This is a genomic window from Streptomyces sp. BBFR2, from assembly GCF_044497305.1.
GTDB lineage: Bacteria > Actinomycetota > Actinomycetes > Streptomycetales > Streptomycetaceae > Streptomyces.
Map to the genome: position 1 here is coordinate 6,127,998 of NZ_CP172415.1, position 16,055 is coordinate 6,144,052.

The following is a 16,055-nucleotide window of genomic DNA, read 5'->3' on the forward strand; positions in this document are numbered from 1 at the left end:
ATGCCCGCAGCCTCCCGAACCTACTGGCTGACCACCCCGTGCCGGATCCGCCGCAAAGACCAATCCCTCGTCATCACACGTGAATCCGCACCCGACGTCTACATTCCGGTAACCGATGTCCGCGACGTCATCGCGTGCGCCGAAACCGACATCAACACATCCGTCATCGCGCTCCTCAACCGGCACCGCATCAACGTCCACTTCCTCAGCTACTACGGCGACTACGCCGGCTCCCTCCTCACCTCCGACACCAGCACCTCCGGCGAGACCGTCCTGGCCCAAGCCCAGCTCGCCGAAAACCCTACAGCCAGTCTGGAGATCGCACGCACCATAGTCGACTCCTGTGCTTTCAACGTCCGCCGCGTCATCGACCGCAAACTGCTCGCCCGCCCCTATTCCGTACTGCAAAACACCCTGCACACCGCCGACTCCACAGCCCACTTGATGGGCGCCGAAGGAACCTTCCGACGCTCTGCCTGGGAAGTCCTCGACACCAAACTCCCCACCTGGCTCCAACTCGGCGGCCGCAGCCGACGCCCACCGAAGAACGCGGGGAACGCCTTCATCAGCTACATCAATGGCATCACCTACGCCCGCGTCCTCACCGCCCTGCGCCTGACGCCGCTGCACACCGGCATCGCCTTCCTCCACAGCAGCATCGAACGGCAGCGACACTCCCTCGTCCTCGACCTCTCGGAAATGTTCAAGCCGCTGTTCGCCGAACGCCTCCTCCTGCGCATGGCCAACCGCAACCAGCTCAAACAGCACCACTTCGACCGCGACACCAACCAGGCCATGCTGAGCGAACCGGGCCGCAAATTCGTCGTCCAAGCAGTCCGAGACGAGTTCGCGGTCACGGTCGCCCACCGCAGCCTTGGACGTCCCGTGGCCTACGACGAACTCCTCTACCTCGACGCGCTCGCCCTCACCCGCAGATGCCTGGAAGGCACCGCGTACAAGCCATTTCGGATCTGGTGGTGACAATCGATGTACGTGGTCGTCGTCTATGACACCGCCGCCGAACGAAACCCAAGGATCCTGCGAACCTGCCGCCGGTACCTCCACCACGTCCAACGCAGCGTCTTCGAAGGCAACCTCACCAATGCCCAACTCCGACGATTCCAGGCAGAGGTCGAGGGCGTCCTGGACTTGTCATACGACAACGTCCTCGTCTACAGCTTCCCTCCCGGGGCCACACCCGTACGCCACGAATGGGGTGCGACTGAGCCTGCACCGTCCGACGTCATCTAGCAGCGATATCGTCGTGGGTGTGGCCCGTAATTTCAGCAACACTCCGAAGTCGGTAACGTCACCGGAGGTCTGCTGAAGGATCGCCGTCCAGGAGGCGCTAAAGCTGCCTTCCGACCTGCAGATTTACCGTGGGGACCTCATCGCCCCTGAGAGGGGTACCAACATGCGCTCCTGGACGGCCGGGTCGGTGGCGGCCTTCGACCTCATCGCCCCTGAGAGGGGTACCAACCCGAAGAGGTCGTCGTAGTACCTGGCGGCGCTGATGACCTCATCGCCCCTGAGAGGGGTACCAACGTAGAGACGATCCACCGTGCGGAACTTCCCGCAGGAGGACCTCATCGCCCCTGAGAGGGGTACCAACGCGACGCCGGGACGCTCCCCTTCCTGCGGGTGCCAGGGACCTCATCGCCCCTGAGAGGGGTACCAACTTGCCGGTGGGGAATCTGGGCCCGGCGCCCGTACGGACCTCATCGCCCCTGAGAGGGGTACCAACTCGCACCCCCGACGGCACGGACGGATCACCTCCTCGCGACCTCATCGCCCCTGAGAGGGGTACCAACTCGCGTGACAACCGCACGACGCGCCCTCGGGGCAGGAGACCTCATCGCCCCTGAGAGGGGTACCAACATGGTGGAGGTGGCGGCGCTCGCGCTGGCGCTGGAACGACCTCATCGCCCCTGAGAGGGGTACCAACGTGACGATGTCGAGGAACGCCAGGTCGTCGCTCAGAGGGACCTCATCGCCCCTGAGAGGGGTACCAACGCCGAAGGGGGCGGTGTGTCTGAGGCGGAGGTGCGGGCGACCTCATCGCCCCTGAGAGGGGTACCAACTGGCGGCGTTCATGCCGCAGGACGTCGGCGCGGACGGCGACCTCATCGCCCCTGAGAGGGGTACCAACGCCATCGCCTTGGTCTGCTCGGTGAGGCGAAGCGTCGACCTCATCGCCCCTGAGAGGGGTATTAACGCGACGTGGACGCCGCCGTCGGTGGTGGCCGCCAGCGACCTCATCGCCCCTGAGAGGGGTACCAACCCAGCTGCGGTGCGTTCGCATCCCGTCGGCTCTGGAGACCTCATCGCCCCTGAGAGGGGTACCAACTCGGCCCGCCGGGCGCGGGAAAGTCCACCTTCGCCCAGACCTCATCGCCCCTGAGAGGGGTACCAACGAGGAGGATGCGGCATGGGGTGCGGCGCGAGATGCGGGACCTCATCGCCCCTGAGAGGGGTACCAACACGGAGTACCCGGCGCCGGTGGGCCAGTGCTCCACCGGACCTCATCGCCCCTGAGAGGGGTACCAACATGAAGAACACCGGCTTGAACTTCGGCGTCGGCCGCCGGACCTCATCGCCCCTGAGAGGGGTACCAACGAGGACGAAGCGGAACACCTTCTCCGGGCGCAGGCCGACCTCATCGCCCCTGAGAGGGGTACCAACCCGTGGTGCTCCCAGATGAGCACCGTCAGGACTTCACGACCTCATCGCCCCTGAGAGGGGTACCAACAGTCCCATGGGGGAGGTCTTGGTGTGCATCCGGCTGGACCTCATCGCCCCTGAGAGGGGTACCAACCTGACGGTCGGCCTGCCGGTGGTCGCGTGGTCCCGGGACCTCATCGCCCCTGAGAGGGGTACCAACACGACGGTCGCCCCCTCGGCGCGGAGGGCAGCGAGGAAGACCTCATCGCCCCTGAGAGGGGTACCAACCGACGCCAGTAGCGATGAGGCCGGGGCCGCCCCACTGGACCTCATCGCCCCTGAGAGGGGTACCAACACGTAGGCGGCGAACAATTCCCTGCACTCCGCCGGGGACCTCATCGCCCCTGAGAGGGGTACCAACGTGCTCCCGACTCGGAGGTACCGGGCCCGCTCCCCTCGACCTCATCGCCCCTGAGAGGGGTACCAACTTCAACCGGACGCGTAGCTGGGAGTGACCGTACGGTGGACCTCATCGCCCCTGAGAGGGGTACCAACGCGGTCGGCCACTCGCACAATGCAGCCCCGGGCGGTGACCTCATCGCCCCTGAGAGGGGTACCAACACCCTGTGGGCCATCGACCAGTCCATCCACTACACCGACCTCATCGCCCCTGAGAGGGGTACCAACACGGCAACGGCGACCCCGACGCCGCCGTCCGCCACGACCTCATCGCCCCTGAGAGGGGTACCAACAGCGGGTTCAGCCGGCCGATGCCGTCGCCGATCCGTGACCTCATCGCCTCTGAGACGGGTATCAGCGCTTAGAGCCTCCGCGTGCCCCGCCGGCCCCACCGTGGCCCTCATCCTCCCTGAGAGGGGTACCGACGGCAGTGGCCAGCATGGTGAGCGTGGTCGCCGTGTCGGTCCTCATTCTCTCTGAAAGGGTTATCGATATCACCATCACGGCGCCTCGGCGTTCATGATGACTCCTGCTCACGGCAATTATTCTCCAGCCAGTCCTTGATTTCGCTGGGTCGGAACCGTAGTTGTTGCCCCACACGAAAGCTGGGGATGGCCTGTTTTTCGTGATTGTCGTAAACCCAGGAGGCAGGCTTCTTGAGAAACTGGGCCAGGAGCGGCACGGTCCACATGTTTTGATCCATAGCTGTTCACGTCCGTAGGTCGGGAGTGCGACACGATAAGGACGGATCGCGGCCGCGCCAAACGTTCCCATGCAGCGTCACTTGAGTTTGCTGACGCCATCGACAAGAGGTGCTTGCATAGGCGGCTGCCTTGAAGATGAGATCGCTTGAGTTGGAGCGTGAGGGCGTCTGTGTCCCAGGAGTGTCCGCTGCTCGGTGTGGGGTACGGAGCCCAGCACCGATCCAGCACACCGCCCCTGAACGGACCGTAAGGGGCGGCAGTGGAACTCAGCACGAAGTCAGCACGGCTCGGCTTGGGCTCGTTCGGCGTGGACGAGCCCAACCCTTTGACCTGTGTGTTTGTCAGGAGTGGCGGTATCTGCTAAAGAGCTGCGTTCCAGTTCGAGAACATCTGGCTGCGCACGAAGCGGTACGACGCGAAGGGGCAGGTCAAGAGCGGTAGCGGGGGAGTGTGTTACCTGTACTTCCCGGTGGATCTGACGGCGGGGCAGCGGCGGGTTCTGGGGGAGATCGGGATCGTGTAGTGGCCATGCCGCCAGGTGGACCGGCAGCCCCTTCCGGGAGGTGGTTCCGGAAGGCCGTCGTCATCACCTGGCGGCAGTGCTCGCGCCTGTTCCGGGGGAGGTGTTCGTACGGGGCGAGCGTGGGTTGGGGGTTGGTGTCCGGGCCGACGGGGTTCGTACCTGTCAGGTACCCCTTCAGCGCCTGCATGTTCACCGGGGCGATCGCGCGGTGCACGACCGGTTGAGCCTGGCCGGCGAGGGCGGCAGGACCGTGGTGCTGCGCCGTGTCAGGGGGTCCCCGGCCCGGTCCGAGGTGCGTACGGGAGGAACATCCCGTACGGCCGTCGGTGCGTTGCCGGTTGTCGGGTCATTCGTTGTGCAGCATGTATGCCCACGCGGGTTGTTCGCCGCCGGTTTCGTCGGCTCCTGCCAGTCGCGCCATGACCCAATAAGGCGTTTGATCCCGCTCGGAGTGGCCCGGGGGGAGGAGGGCGCGGGTGCGGTATCCGGTGAGCCACAGGGCGACCATGGTGAGGAAGGAATCCAGACTGCGTGCGGCGGGAAGAGCGGCCAGATACTCCTCGTCGGGGCCGGTCGGGACGCGGAGGACGTGTCCGGTGGGGCCGTCGATGACGAGCTTTCCTCCCATCCATTTGCCGATCTGGAAGAAGGGGCCGCGTTCTGCCACGGGGGGCACGTCGTCGGGCCATTCCACCTCGTCGAAGGGGTCGATTTCCCAATCCCCGTACGGCAGGAGTGCCATGGCGCCCTCGCGCAGATCCGGCAGGCCGAAATCGGTGTAGAGAGCGCGGGTCGGCTGGTGGGTCAGTCCGGCGGGAATGTCCTCGGGTTCGGTCCGGTAGATGTCGTCCTCGGGGAAGAGGGAGAGCAGGTCGCTGTGGTGCGGGGGAGTGGCGTCAACGGGGTGGCTGGGGCCCGCGTCCGCGTAATCCCGGGACAGAGGTTTTTCCCGGGAGCCGAAGGTTTCCGAAAGGTCCACGCCGTCCGCCGGCTGGAGGGCGATGATTCCCAGGTCGCCGCCGAACACGACGGTATCGCCCACGGTCAGCGGGGTGCACGGAAGGAGGAACGCGCTTCTGTTCCGGGGCGGCGGAGAGGAGGCGAAGAGTTCGCTGAGGCGTGTGGGGTGCTCGGAATTCCCGTCGGACCGCGGGGCCGCCGGGGCCGGTGGTGCGGTGGTCGGAGGCGTGGTCAGGTCCGTGCGGTGTTCCTGCGGAATTTCTCCCTCTTCCCAGGGGCCCGCGAGGAGTTCGCCCGTATCCAAGTCTCTTACGGAGACGTACGGGTGAGGTGATCCGTCCACCGTGCGTTGCTGCAATGCGGCGAGGGCGGGCCGGCCCTGCCGGTGGACTTCCGCCAGCCTGACGAACCTGCCCGCTTCGAGGAAACGCGGATGATATCCACCCGGCGGCCGCCAATGGGTCCATTTCGTACGCCAGAGAAGTGAGACGCCGGAGGAGGCCACGGACGACGCGAAGGCGATATCGCCGCGTGAGAAGGCCATCATCTGTAGCCAGGAAGCCCATTCGCGCTGACTTCGCGGTACAACTCCCCAGCCCCACAGATGAAGTGCGTCGGCGGCGGGACTGTTGCCGGGAACGATGAAGCTGCGGCTCCGCGCCGAGTCCATGAGTGCGGCATGCGGGACATGGGCCACCGCGCGCCCCTCACGCAGCAGGTCTTCGTACGTCCCCGCCTGTACGGCGTGCATGGCGAGCCCGGCGGCGGCGTACTGTCCGACGGCTCCGGCCCTGGCCCACCCTTCCGGATGACGGAAATCGGCGGAGGTGCGCAGCAGCCAGTCGACCAGATGCCGGCCGACGCGCATGCGTTCCTCGGTGTCGGCCCGGTGCCGGAGGGCTTCGGCCACCGCCTCGTCGGTGAAGGAAATCCCGAGCGGGCCCTCCAGCAGAACGTCCGTATGCTCCCGCGCCAGTGCGGTGAGTTCGTCCGGAGAGATGGTTTCGCCGGTCAAGGCGGCGACGAGCTGTGCCCACACCGGTACGGGCACGCAGCGCGGCTCCGCCAGCGCCAACGCCCGTACGGGAGCGGACGCCGCCACCGCCGGGAGCGGCCCGACGGCTGCCGCGGACAGCCGGAACACCGCCTCGGGGGCGACGCGGGACGGCAGCAACTCGGGCAGCACATGGACCATCACGGCCAACTTGCCGCGCGCCAGCCACGGAAGGACCCAGGTCACCAACCGCTCGGGTTCGTGCGACCGCCGTGTCGATCCGGCGCGGTGGGCGTTGGCGACCAGCAGCAACCGGTCCTCGGGCCACGCGCCCAGCGCGAAACGCCAGTGGTCACGTACCTCCGGGGACAGATCGACGCCGAGCGCCACGAGAGCCTGCCGCATGACCTGGTCGGCGGTGAGACCGGTGGCATCGACGAGAACGCTGCCGGGTACGCGCGCGTGCACCTTCCGCAGGACGGCCGAGGCGTCATGACCGACCGGAGTGGCGAGAAAGGCCACATGGCCACTGCGTCCACCCGTACGCCACCATGCGCCGACACGGTCGGCGACCTCCCCCACGGGAATCGCGGGGATGCTGGCGGTTGGCTCGGGCACGATGCCCCTCCCTGACGTGCGTCGATGAGCGAGTTGATGAAGTGAGGTGATGAGAGGTTGAGGTGATGAGAGGTGATGAAGTGAGTCGGTGAAGTGAGCCGATGAAGTGTGTCGATCACCGGTGCTTGGCGGATTTCACGGCCCGTCAACTTCGTTGTGGGGCAGTGCTGTAGTGGGCGTCGCGGGGCCCGTCCGGCGCCCGACGGGCTGTCGGGAGGTCGCCTCAGCCGGTGGGGCGGCGCAGGCCGCGGTAGAGGGCGATCGCGGAGTCCGGCGGGAAGTTGGGGACATAGGTGACGGCACCGTCGCTTTTGGCGATCACCATGTGACTGCCGCCCAGCGGAGTCCGGGCGCCGGGGGGCGGCGGGGGCATGACGGCGTGGATGAGAAAACCGATGTCGAACTCCGCCACATGCAACGGCGCCGGGTTTCCTGCCGGATCCAGAACCTGAAACCGGGCCCGGGCGGCGGTCAGCGCCTCTTCGGCGGTGACGGGGACGGGCCGCACCGGTTCCGGTGCGCCGGAAGGTGACACGGAATCTCTCCGATCGGTGGAAAGCGGTGAAGGGCGACTGTAGGACAGGTGCGGTCGTGCGGCGGAACTCGGGTACGGAGTGCGGCGGCGCCGGACCGGCGGACTCGGCATATGTGCCGTATATGCGCCGCCGGGCCGTTGACATGCCGAAATGGCGAAATACCCGAACGCCGGGGGACGGGGATGCCGAAACGCCGAGAATCCGGAACGCCGGAACGCCGGAACGCCGACAAGCCGGAACGCCGACAAGCCGGAACGCCGACAAGCCGGAACGCCGACAAGCCGGAACGCCGACAAGCCGGAACGCCGGAACGCCGATCCGGAGCCGAGCCCGGCGGCGTAGCCAGCGCCGGAGCCGGGCCCGGCGGGGCAACCATCGCCCGGCCCCGGCGGTGCGGCTGTGCGGAGTGCGGCGCCCGTCCTCAGGTGGACGCGTCCGCCCCTTCCCGCTCCTGCCCGTCGGGCTCGCTCCGTGTCCCGTCCCCGGGGCCGGGGGGCTCCGCCGTTCCGGGCTCCCGGCGGGCCTTGCGGCGCGGGTACACCAGCCCCAGGACCGGGCCGGTCAGCAGCGTGGTGAGGATCGCCATCGCCACCAGCAGCGCGTACAGACCGTGGTCGAGGAGGCCGAGCCGCAGCCCCACCCCGAGGATGATCAGTTCGGTGAGGCCGCGGGTGTTCATCAGCACCGTCAGGGTGCCGGCCGTACGACGGTCCAACCGGTGCAGCCGTGCCACCGGGTACACCCCCAGCGCCTTTCCCAGGACCGCCGCGGCCATCACGAGGCCGAACTGTCCCAAATGCCCGCCGGCGAGGGAGCCGAGATCGACGTCGATGCCCACCACGACGAAGTAGACGGGCAGCAGCACCCCCGCGAGCTGACCGAAGACGCCGGTGACGTCGCGCCGCCACAGATGCGGCTGCTCCCTGGGCAGCGCGACCCCGAAGAGGAAGGCGCCGAAGATGGCGTCCAGTCCGATCCACTGGGTGAAGGCGCTGGACGCCAGCAGCCCGGCGAGGACCACGGCGCGCAGATGCCCCGGCCCGTTGCCGCCGGCCCGCGCCCGCAGGCGGCGCAGCAGCGGCCGCACCACCGTGAAGAGGAACAGGGCGAAGGGGACGACGAGCGCCGGCCACACCGGGGAGCGCCCGGCGCCGTTGGCCGCGACCACCACCGCGAGCAGCACCCACGCCAGCACGTCCCCGGCCGCCGCGGTGGTCAGCGCCTGGCGCCCGACCGGGGTGCGGATCATGTCGCGGTCGTGCAGCACCTTCGTCAGGACCGGGAACGCGGTCACCGCCAGGGCGACGCCCATGAACAGCACGAACCCGGTCGCTCTGCCCTCGGGGACGGGTAAACCTCCGTACAGCGCCAGCAGCACACCCGCGCCGAACGGCACCAGGGTGCCGGTCACCGCCAGGCTCCCGGTCGCCCAGCCGCGCCCGCGCAGCTCCGCCGGGTCGAACTCGGCGCCGACCAGGAACATGAAGAGGACGACGCCGAGTTGGGAGAGCAGCTCCAGCGGGCCGCGGACCTGGGACGGGAAGAGCACGGCGGTGATCTGCCCGTGCAGCAGGGTCGGGCCGAGGAGGAGCCCGAGCAGGATCTCCCCCATGACGGCGGGCTGGCCGAACCGTTCGGCCAGCCTGCCCCCGCCCGGGCCAGGACCACGACCAGCGCCAGATCGAGCAGCAGCAGTACGTGACCGTCCATCCGCACTCCTCAGGGCTTGCGGGCCAGGCCCACGACCGAGCTGTAGCGTTCGGGGTTCTCGGTGACGCGCTCCGGGTCGTCCGGCCGCCACAGCGGCGGGTACACCATCCCGGGCTCGACGGGTTCGAACCCGTCGAGGAGCGCGTCGATCTGTGCTCGCGAGCGGAGCGTGAACTCCGTGTACTCCTCCTGGTAGAGGGAGTCGATCGCCAGTGCGTCGGAGGTGTCGTCCGTCGCGACGGAGAGCGCGAGATGGCTGCCCGGGACGAGCCGTTCGCGGTAGGCGGCGAGGGCGGGGCGCACCTTGGTGTCGGGGAAGAAGTGGATCAGGTTCAGCACCAGCACGGCGACCGGCCGGCCGAAGTCGATCACCTTGCCGATCTCCGGGTCGCCGAGGATCCGCTCGGGTTCGAAGAAGTCGCCGAGGACGCTGACGGCACGGTCGTCGCCCGCGAGGATCTCCTGCCCGTGCCGGACGGCCACCGGATCGATGTCGACATAGGCGACCCGCGCCTTCGGATCGGACGCCCAGGCGGTCTCGTGCACACTGCCGCGCGCCGGGATGCCCGAGCCGATGTCGAGGAACTGATCCACCCCCTGCCCGACGAGGTACCGCACGGCGCGCCGCAGGAACTTGCGGTTCGCCCTGATCAGCAGGACGAGCCCGGGAGCGGCCCGGATCGCCTTACGGCCCAGCTCCCGGTCGACCTCCAAATGGTGCTTGCCGCCCAGCAGATAGTCGTAGAGCCGGGCGATGCTGGGCTTCTCGGTGTCGACGTCTTCGGTGACCCAGTTCGGCTGGGCGGTCATCGGACCTCCTCGGAAGGCGGAGCGACCTCTGCCGCGCCGCGCAGCGCGGGCAGTCCGTCGATGCTCGCGCCGTTCGTCGTCTGCCAGTAGGTGTCGAGGTATTCCTGGTCCCGTTCGGCGAAGACGCGGTCCAGGGTGGTGCGGTCGGCGCGGTGGTCCATGAGCGGGACCGACCAGCCGCAGGCGTCGCTGACCCGCTCGATGTCGGCCACCACGACGGCGCGCTGGCCGCCGGTGCTCTCCTTGGAGAAGTGCCGGCGCAGCGACGCGAACTCCGGGTCGCCGGGGAGGACGAACCGTCCGGTGCCGTGCAGCCGCACGATCTTGGGCCGTCCGGCGAAGGAGCAGAACATGAAGGTGATGCGCCCGTTCTCCCGCAGGTGGGCGATCGTCTCGGCGCCGCTCCCGGTGTAGTCGAGGTAGGCGACCCGGTGTTCACCGAGCACCGCGAAGGTGCCCTCCATCCCCTTCGGCGAGACGTTGACGCGTCCGTCCGCGGCCAGCGGGGCGGAGGCGACGAAGAACAGGGGCTGTTTGAGCAGCCAGGCGCGGATCTGGTGGTCGATCTTCTCGTAGACCTTGGCCATCGTCCCGTCCGTTCAGCCGGTCACTCCGGTCTGCGGCCGGGGGACGGAGTCCGCCCGGCGCACCCTGAGCCGCGGGGTCAGTTCGAGGTAGAGGCCGCCCACCGCCTCCCGCGGTGAGGTCGGCATGGCGTTCATCGCCTCGTTGTGGCCGTTGGCGATCTTCTGCTGCCGGGCGATCTGCTCGGTGACCTCGTTCATGGCCTCGCCGCCGTCGGAGGTGTCGTCGAGGTCCTCGATGCCGGTGACGATGTGGAGGAACGACTCGTAGAGGTTGAGCATGTGGCGCTCGCGCCGGGTGAGCTTGTCCGCCTCGAAGAACTGCGTCTTGCGGTTGTAGCTGTTGTAGAAGAACGAGACCACGATCAGCAGCCGCTCGTACGCCTGGTGGTACGCCTTCTCGTAGAAGCTCAGGGCCTCGTCCTCGTCGAGCTCCCCCTCCAGGATCGCGCTGATCGACGCGGCGGCCAGCAGCGCGCTGAAGGTGGACAGGTGCACGCCGGTGGAGAGCAGCGGGTCCAGGAAGCACGCCGCGTCGCCGACGAGGAAGTGGCCCGGACCGCACTTGCGCTCCGAGACGTACGAGTAGTCCTGTTCCACCTTGACGCCGGAGACCTGGCGGGCGCCGTCGGCCATCGCCGCGATACGGGGGCACCGGGCCATGGCGTCCTGGTAGACGGCCTCGATGCTGCCCAGGCGCTCACGCTCCTCGGCGAACGCGCTCTGCTTGGCGACGAGCCCGATGGAGGTCGTCCCGTCGTGCAGCGGGATGGCCCAGAACCAGCCGTAGGGGACGGAGCAGACCGCGATGGCGCCCTTCGGGCCGACGTCGAGCGGGGTGACGTCCCGCCAGTAGGACCAGACACCGATGTTCTTGAACGCCTCGTGGTAGTGCCGGTTGCGCAGGTACTTGGTCGCCATCACCCCGGCCCGTCCGGAGGCGTCCACGAGGTGGTCGAATTCGATGCGTCCGGTGCGGGAGCGGTCCTTCGCCGACGCCCACAGCGCGGCCACCGGACGGTCGCCCTCGAAGAGGATCTCGGTCACCTTCGTGCCTTCGCGCACGTCGACGCCCAGCTCCTTGGAGTTCTCCAGCAGCAGGTGGTCGAACTCCGAGCGGATGACCTGGTAGCTGTGGCGGTTGGCGCCCGTCAGGTGGTCGAAGTCGAGGTCCCAGTTCTCCGGCCCCCACTCGAAGTACGCGCCGTCCTTGCGGACGAAGCCGTGGTTCTCGACCTTCTCGCGGGCGCCCAGCAGATCCAGGACCGGCAGGACGGACGGCAGGATGGACTCCCCGATGTGGTAGCGGGGGAACTCCGCGCTCTCCAGCAGCGTGACCTCGATACCTTGCCGGGCGAGCAGTCCGGCGGCCGTGGAGCCGCCGGGACCGCCGCCGATCACCAGCACCTTGGTCCGTTCGGTCGGCTGTGCAGTCATGGTGTGACCTCTCTCGTCGGTGGGTCGAAGCTGCCGGGGCGCAGGGCCACGACGCTGCCGGTGTACGGACCGGCCAGGGCGACATGGCCGCGCTGCCATCGCGTGCCGTGACCGGTCATCGGGTCGCGCAGCCCGCCGACCCCGGCGCCGCGGGCCTTGGCGTGCGCCTCGCGCGTGGTCCAGATCCGGTACCAGCGCGCCAGGTGCCGGGGGCTTCCGGGCCGGGTCAGCAGGGTGCGTTCGTGCGGGGTGAACAGGCGCCGGGCGAGCGCCGCCGAGGCGTCACGCGCCGCGAGGTGTTCGATGTCGACGCCCACGCGCATACCGCTGGTCACGGCGAGCGCCACGTACGGGCCGGAGTGGGAGATGTTGAAGTCGTACGGTGCCCTCGCTCCGGGCGCGCCGGGGTCGAGGCACGGCCGTCCGCCGGCGCCCCGGGCCAGGGGCACCCGGCGGGGCGGCACACCCAACTCGGCACCGAGCACCCGGCGGGCGAGGACGCGTCCGCCCGCGTGCTGGAGACGGTGGAGCCCGTCCCCGATGGCGTCCAGAGCGTCCCGCTCCTGAGCGGTCAGCTCGGGCGCCGCGCCCGCCGACGCCGCCGGGGTACGTGGCCGGATGCGGGCCAGCCACACCTCGACGGGTCTGCCGAAGAGCCGGTGCACGGTGCGGCGCGGCGGCAGGAGCAGGGCGGACGGCGCGGTCAGCACGCGGCCGCGGTGCGGATCCGGTCGGGAAGGTCCGGGCAGTCGGCCCCGAACCGTTCCGACAGCGCCGCCAGCCAGCGTTCCAGACCGAACGCCACGCAGGAGGTGAACGCCGGTGACCCGTCCGCGAGGTGGATGCCGCAGCGTTCGCCGAAGAAGTTCCGGTGGAAGTTCACCGAGGCGATCGCGAGAGTGTCCCCGTGGACGAACTCCTCCTTGACCGGGAAGAGCCGCTGCATGAGCGTCCGGGCGGAGTCCTGCTCGAAGAACGGATCGGTCGCCGGCCGCACCGCCAGCGGCAGCCCGAGCCGCCCGGCGAACGCGGAGATCCGCTCCTTGAACGAGGCGATATGGGCCAGCACGCTGTCGCGGTCACCGACACAGATGACCTCACGCATGCTGAACCCGAGCAGCCGGCGCAGCCCCTCGTAACGCGTCTCCCGGCGGAAACAGGTGGCGACCGTGGTGATCTTCACGGGCGCGTCGAGCCGCCGCCCCGCCAGATCGAGATAGGCCGCGTAGCACGCCGCGGACGGCAGCGCGTACGAGGCGGGGCCCAGCAGGGCGGGGGCGATGGCGGTGTGGTCCGTGTGCGTGAGCTCGTCCGCGCACTCCTCGCGCGCGCCCGTCGCCAGCAACGCCAGATGGGGGAAGTTCGTCCAGTAGTCGAACCGGGCCAGTTCCGCGGTGGGGAGCAGCGGCGGGTACTGGCGTGCCTCGGCCCCGGCACCGGCCGCCCAGGACAGCACGGTCTCCTCCAGCGCGGCACGGACGGCGAGTTCGCGCGGACCGAGGACGGCCAGCGGCGCCCGTGCGGTGTCCGCCGCCGGGGTGTCAGTCGGGTACGGCATCGAAGAACCTTTCCCGGATGCGGCGCAGCGTGCGGAAGTCCTCGGGGGACACCTGGTCCAGGGAGATCTCGCGGCCGCTCTGCTCCTCCAGCACATAGAGGAAGTTGACGAAACCGAGGGAGTCGAGCACGCGGTTGTCGATCAGGTCGTAGTCGGGGTCGATCGTGCCGAGATCGGGGCGGCGTTCGAGCAGGAAGTCGACGACCAGGTCGCCCGTCCTGCGCGGCGTCGTGTCCTGCGGGGAGTCGGTCATACCCGGGGGATCCTTTCGTCCGAGAAGATGCCCTCACCCGTCATGTGTGAGGTGGAGCGCTTCAGTACGCGCTGGGTGAAGTCGTCGAAGCCCGGGTCGGCGAGCACGGCGCGGCGCACGGCGTACGGCTCCGGGATACCGGCGTCCCGGAAGGCCGCGGGGTTGCACAATCCCTCGACGGAGTTGCGCATGTACCGCTTCAGATACGTCTCCAGCTCCCGGAGCTGGGCCGCGCCGAGCCGCTGCCGCAGGTCCTTGTGGAGCAGCGCCACGATCTGCCGGCCGAAGGCGATGTGGCGCGACTCGTCCTGGTGGTGCACCTTGTTGATCTTCCGGACGGTCGGGTCGAGCCGTTCGTCGTCGCCCATCCGCCGGTTGAAGACGTCCACCAGCTCCTCGAAGATCAGCAGCCGGGCGAAGAGCAGGAAGGTGTCCGCCTCCGGGACGGACGGCGCGGCGAACGCCATCGACCGGTCCGGGTAGACCTTGCCCGCGTACCGGAGGCAGAACGTGGCGAAGAACCACATGTGGTCGTTCTCCTCGCCGATGATGTGGTGGAAGTACTCCGACGCCACGGCGAAGGGCGGCGTGTGGATGCGGGCCACCAGCTCGCTGAGCAGTTCCCGGATGCCGTGCACGTTGAGGCTGTAGAAATTGACGCTCTCCCACTTGCTGAGCGCCTTGAGCTGCTCGGTGGTCAGCCGGGAGCCGGCCTCCGTGCCGTGGACGGTGAGGAGTTCCGGGGACATCCAGTACCCGTCCTCGTCGATGCGGTCGGGCCACCGGAACAGCTTGAAGGGGTCGTAGTAGTCCCGCTCCGACAAGGTGACCAGCCGGTCCAGGATCGAACGGAACCGCTCGTCGCCGCCGAGGATGTCCGGCAGTTCGGCGAGGTGGTCGGGGGTGCGGGTGGCGGTCTGCGGCTCGGTCATACGGGGGATCCCTCCGGGGAGGCCGTTCTGCGGATGGTGGTCCTGCGGTGCGGGGTGACCGCCTCGCCGCCGCAACGGTGGGTGGCCATCAGCCCGTCCGCGGCCATCGCCGCGGGCAGCAGGCGGTTCATCCGGGAGCCGATGGACGCCTCGGCGAGGCCGGGATGGGGCTTGGCCGCGTACGCGGTCAGCCAGGTGAAGATCGGATCGACCGGTTTGGTCACCCCGTCGTCGTCCGTGACCTCGACCCAGGAATGCGCCAGGTCGAGCATGCCCAGCAGCCAGCCCCGCCGGGTGAACGCCCGGTAGCCGGCGGCCTCGAACTCCTTCTGCAGGAAGAGACTCGCGGAGATACAGGGCGACACCCCCGCCGAGAGCACCCGCTCGTACTCCCACTGCAGCGGTTCCGGGAGCCGGACCCAGCGGTGGCCCAGGGCGAAGAAGTCGTCGACGATGCTCCGCAGCTTCGGCGACCTGAGGTCCATCAGCGCGCCGCTGGTGGAGACATGGCCGGAGAAGCGCAGCGGGCCGGGTCCGGTGTGGCGCAGTACGTCACCGGTGATCTCCGCGCCGGCCGGTTCCACCTGCCACGAGTGCAGGGCGCCGCCCACGGCTTCCGGGAGCATCCGGGCGTGTGTCCATTCCGGGCCGGCGCCGCAGACCTCGCGCGGACAGGAGAGGTTCACCACGAAGTTCCAGTCGAGCCTGGCCGTCCAGGTCTCGGGCCCGCCGTGCATCCAGCGCAGCGCGTAGGCGATGGCCTTCTCCGGTACGGACTGCCCGGAGCCCGAGGCGAGCGCGAGATTGAACAGGTCGAAGCGGTCGAACCACTCGTCACCGGGCGCACCGGTCGTCGGCAGTCCGGCCGCGATCAGCGCGTCGAGCGTCTTCTCGCCGCAGCGGAGGGTGTCGAGGGCGGCGGTGCGGTCGAAATAGCCGACCCGGTGGTCCTCCGGCACCGCGTAGAGGCCGTCCAGCGCGGTGAGCCAGCGCTTGGTGCTCTCATCGATGGTTTCCACATGCATCCCCTGGATACCCGGGCCGGCTATTCGGCGGCCGCGGCGACGACGAGCTTGCCGATGACGTCCGACACGTCTCCGACGGTGAGCAGGTTCTCGGCCTGTTCCTCGTCGAATTCGAAGAGGTTGAACTCGGATTCCAGGGCCAGGGCCAGTTCCAGGAAGGAGATGGAGTCGTAGCCGAGTTCTTCGATGAGCCGTTCGTCCCGGGACACCGTCTCCTTACGGTTCGGTGCCATGTCCCGGATCACGTCCTGCACCCGGTCGACGGTCTTTTCATACAGTGACATCGGGGGA

15 protein-coding genes, 1 pseudogene and 1 CRISPR repeat array are annotated in these 16,055 nt (G+C 68.7%); of the genes and pseudogenes, 3 read left to right on the top strand and 13 right to left on the bottom strand.

Annotated features, from left to right (window positions below; all coding sequences use genetic code 11):
* Entirely contained in the window at nt 1–981 is a 981-nt protein-coding gene (gene cas1 / locus ACGH2B_RS25145) for a CRISPR-associated endonuclease Cas1 (protein ID WP_399094196.1), read from the top strand.
* Between the two features lie 6 nt (nt 982–987).
* Nucleotides 988–1,251 carry a CRISPR-associated endonuclease Cas2 gene (cas2, locus tag ACGH2B_RS25150; RefSeq protein ID WP_399094199.1) on the top strand — a complete coding sequence of 88 codons (264 nt, stop codon included), beginning with the start codon at nt 988–990 and terminating at the stop codon, nt 1,249–1,251.
* Nucleotides 1,252–1,384: 133 nt separating this feature from the next.
* Nucleotides 1,385–3,613: a CRISPR direct-repeat array (repeat unit 30 nt; unit sequence GACCTCATCGCCCCTGAGAGGGGTACCAAC).
* A 24-nt stretch (nt 3,614–3,637) separates the two neighbouring features.
* Here the strand turns inward: cas2 and ACGH2B_RS25155 are convergent.
* The gene (locus ACGH2B_RS25155; RefSeq protein WP_399094202.1) at nt 3,638–3,823 is read right to left on the bottom strand and encodes a helix-turn-helix domain-containing protein; all 186 of its coding nucleotides are present in this window, start codon (nt 3,821–3,823) and stop codon (nt 3,638–3,640) included.
* A gap of 377 nt (nt 3,824–4,200) precedes the next feature.
* Between ACGH2B_RS25155 and ACGH2B_RS25160 the strand changes: the two are divergent.
* Nucleotides 4,201–4,347 (top strand): annotated as a pseudogene (locus tag ACGH2B_RS25160) (peptidase C39 family protein); the annotation flags it as partial.
* Between the two features lie 346 nt (nt 4,348–4,693).
* Here ACGH2B_RS25160 and ACGH2B_RS25165 read toward each other — a convergent pair.
* The 12 genes from ACGH2B_RS25165 to ACGH2B_RS25220 all read right to left on the bottom strand — a co-directional run bounded on the left by ACGH2B_RS25165 (nt 4,694) and on the right by ACGH2B_RS25220 (nt 16,048).
* Entirely contained in the window at nt 4,694–6,919 is a 2,226-nt protein-coding gene (locus tag ACGH2B_RS25165; RefSeq protein ID WP_399094205.1) for an SUKH-4 family immunity protein, read from the bottom strand.
* A 223-nt stretch (nt 6,920–7,142) separates the two neighbouring features.
* A complete protein-coding gene (locus ACGH2B_RS25170; RefSeq protein WP_399094208.1) occupies nt 7,143–7,454 on the bottom strand; it encodes a hypothetical protein in 312 nt (103 codons plus the stop codon).
* A gap of 422 nt (nt 7,455–7,876) precedes the next feature.
* Nucleotides 7,877–9,067 (bottom strand): cation:proton antiporter, encoded by a 1,191-nt coding sequence (locus ACGH2B_RS25175; protein WP_399094211.1) that lies wholly within the window; start codon nt 9,065–9,067, stop codon nt 7,877–7,879.
* Nucleotides 9,068–9,174: 107 nt separating this feature from the next.
* Nucleotides 9,175–9,975: an SAM-dependent methyltransferase gene (locus ACGH2B_RS25180; RefSeq protein ID WP_399094214.1), complete on the bottom strand. Its 801-nt coding sequence runs from the start codon at nt 9,973–9,975 to the stop codon at nt 9,175–9,177.
* On the bottom strand, nt 9,972–10,562 hold the full coding sequence (locus ACGH2B_RS25185; RefSeq protein WP_399094217.1) for a pyridoxamine 5'-phosphate oxidase family protein: 591 nt from the start codon (nt 10,560–10,562) through the stop codon (nt 9,972–9,974). The genes ACGH2B_RS25180 and ACGH2B_RS25185 overlap by 4 nt, the downstream gene beginning before the upstream one ends.
* A gap of 12 nt (nt 10,563–10,574) precedes the next feature.
* Nucleotides 10,575–11,996, bottom strand: coding sequence for an NAD(P)/FAD-dependent oxidoreductase (locus tag ACGH2B_RS25190; protein WP_399094220.1), 1,422 nt, complete (start codon nt 11,994–11,996; stop codon nt 10,575–10,577).
* The gene (locus tag ACGH2B_RS25195) at nt 11,993–12,706 is read right to left on the bottom strand and encodes a 4'-phosphopantetheinyl transferase family protein (protein WP_399094223.1); all 714 of its coding nucleotides are present in this window, start codon (nt 12,704–12,706) and stop codon (nt 11,993–11,995) included. The genes ACGH2B_RS25190 and ACGH2B_RS25195 overlap by 4 nt, the downstream gene beginning before the upstream one ends.
* Nucleotides 12,700–13,554 carry an aminoacyl--tRNA ligase-related protein gene (locus tag ACGH2B_RS25200; protein WP_399094226.1) on the bottom strand — a complete coding sequence of 285 codons (855 nt, stop codon included), beginning with the start codon at nt 13,552–13,554 and terminating at the stop codon, nt 12,700–12,702. Before ACGH2B_RS25200 ends, ACGH2B_RS25195 begins: the two co-directional genes overlap by 7 nt.
* A complete protein-coding gene (locus tag ACGH2B_RS25205) occupies nt 13,538–13,807 on the bottom strand; it encodes an acyl carrier protein (RefSeq protein ID WP_399094229.1) in 270 nt (89 codons plus the stop codon). The genes ACGH2B_RS25200 and ACGH2B_RS25205 overlap by 17 nt, the downstream gene beginning before the upstream one ends.
* Entirely contained in the window at nt 13,804–14,739 is a 936-nt protein-coding gene (locus ACGH2B_RS25210) for a diiron oxygenase (protein ID WP_399094232.1), read from the bottom strand. Before ACGH2B_RS25210 ends, ACGH2B_RS25205 begins: the two co-directional genes overlap by 4 nt.
* Nucleotides 14,736–15,758, bottom strand: a complete 1,023-nt coding sequence (locus ACGH2B_RS25215) for a hypothetical protein (protein ID WP_399094235.1) — start codon at nt 15,756–15,758, stop codon at nt 14,736–14,738. The genes ACGH2B_RS25210 and ACGH2B_RS25215 overlap by 4 nt, the downstream gene beginning before the upstream one ends.
* 26 nt (nt 15,759–15,784) lie before the next feature.
* The gene (locus tag ACGH2B_RS25220; RefSeq protein ID WP_399094238.1) at nt 15,785–16,048 is read right to left on the bottom strand and encodes a phosphopantetheine-binding protein; all 264 of its coding nucleotides are present in this window, start codon (nt 16,046–16,048) and stop codon (nt 15,785–15,787) included.
* Between the last annotated feature and the right edge of the window lie 7 nt (nt 16,049–16,055).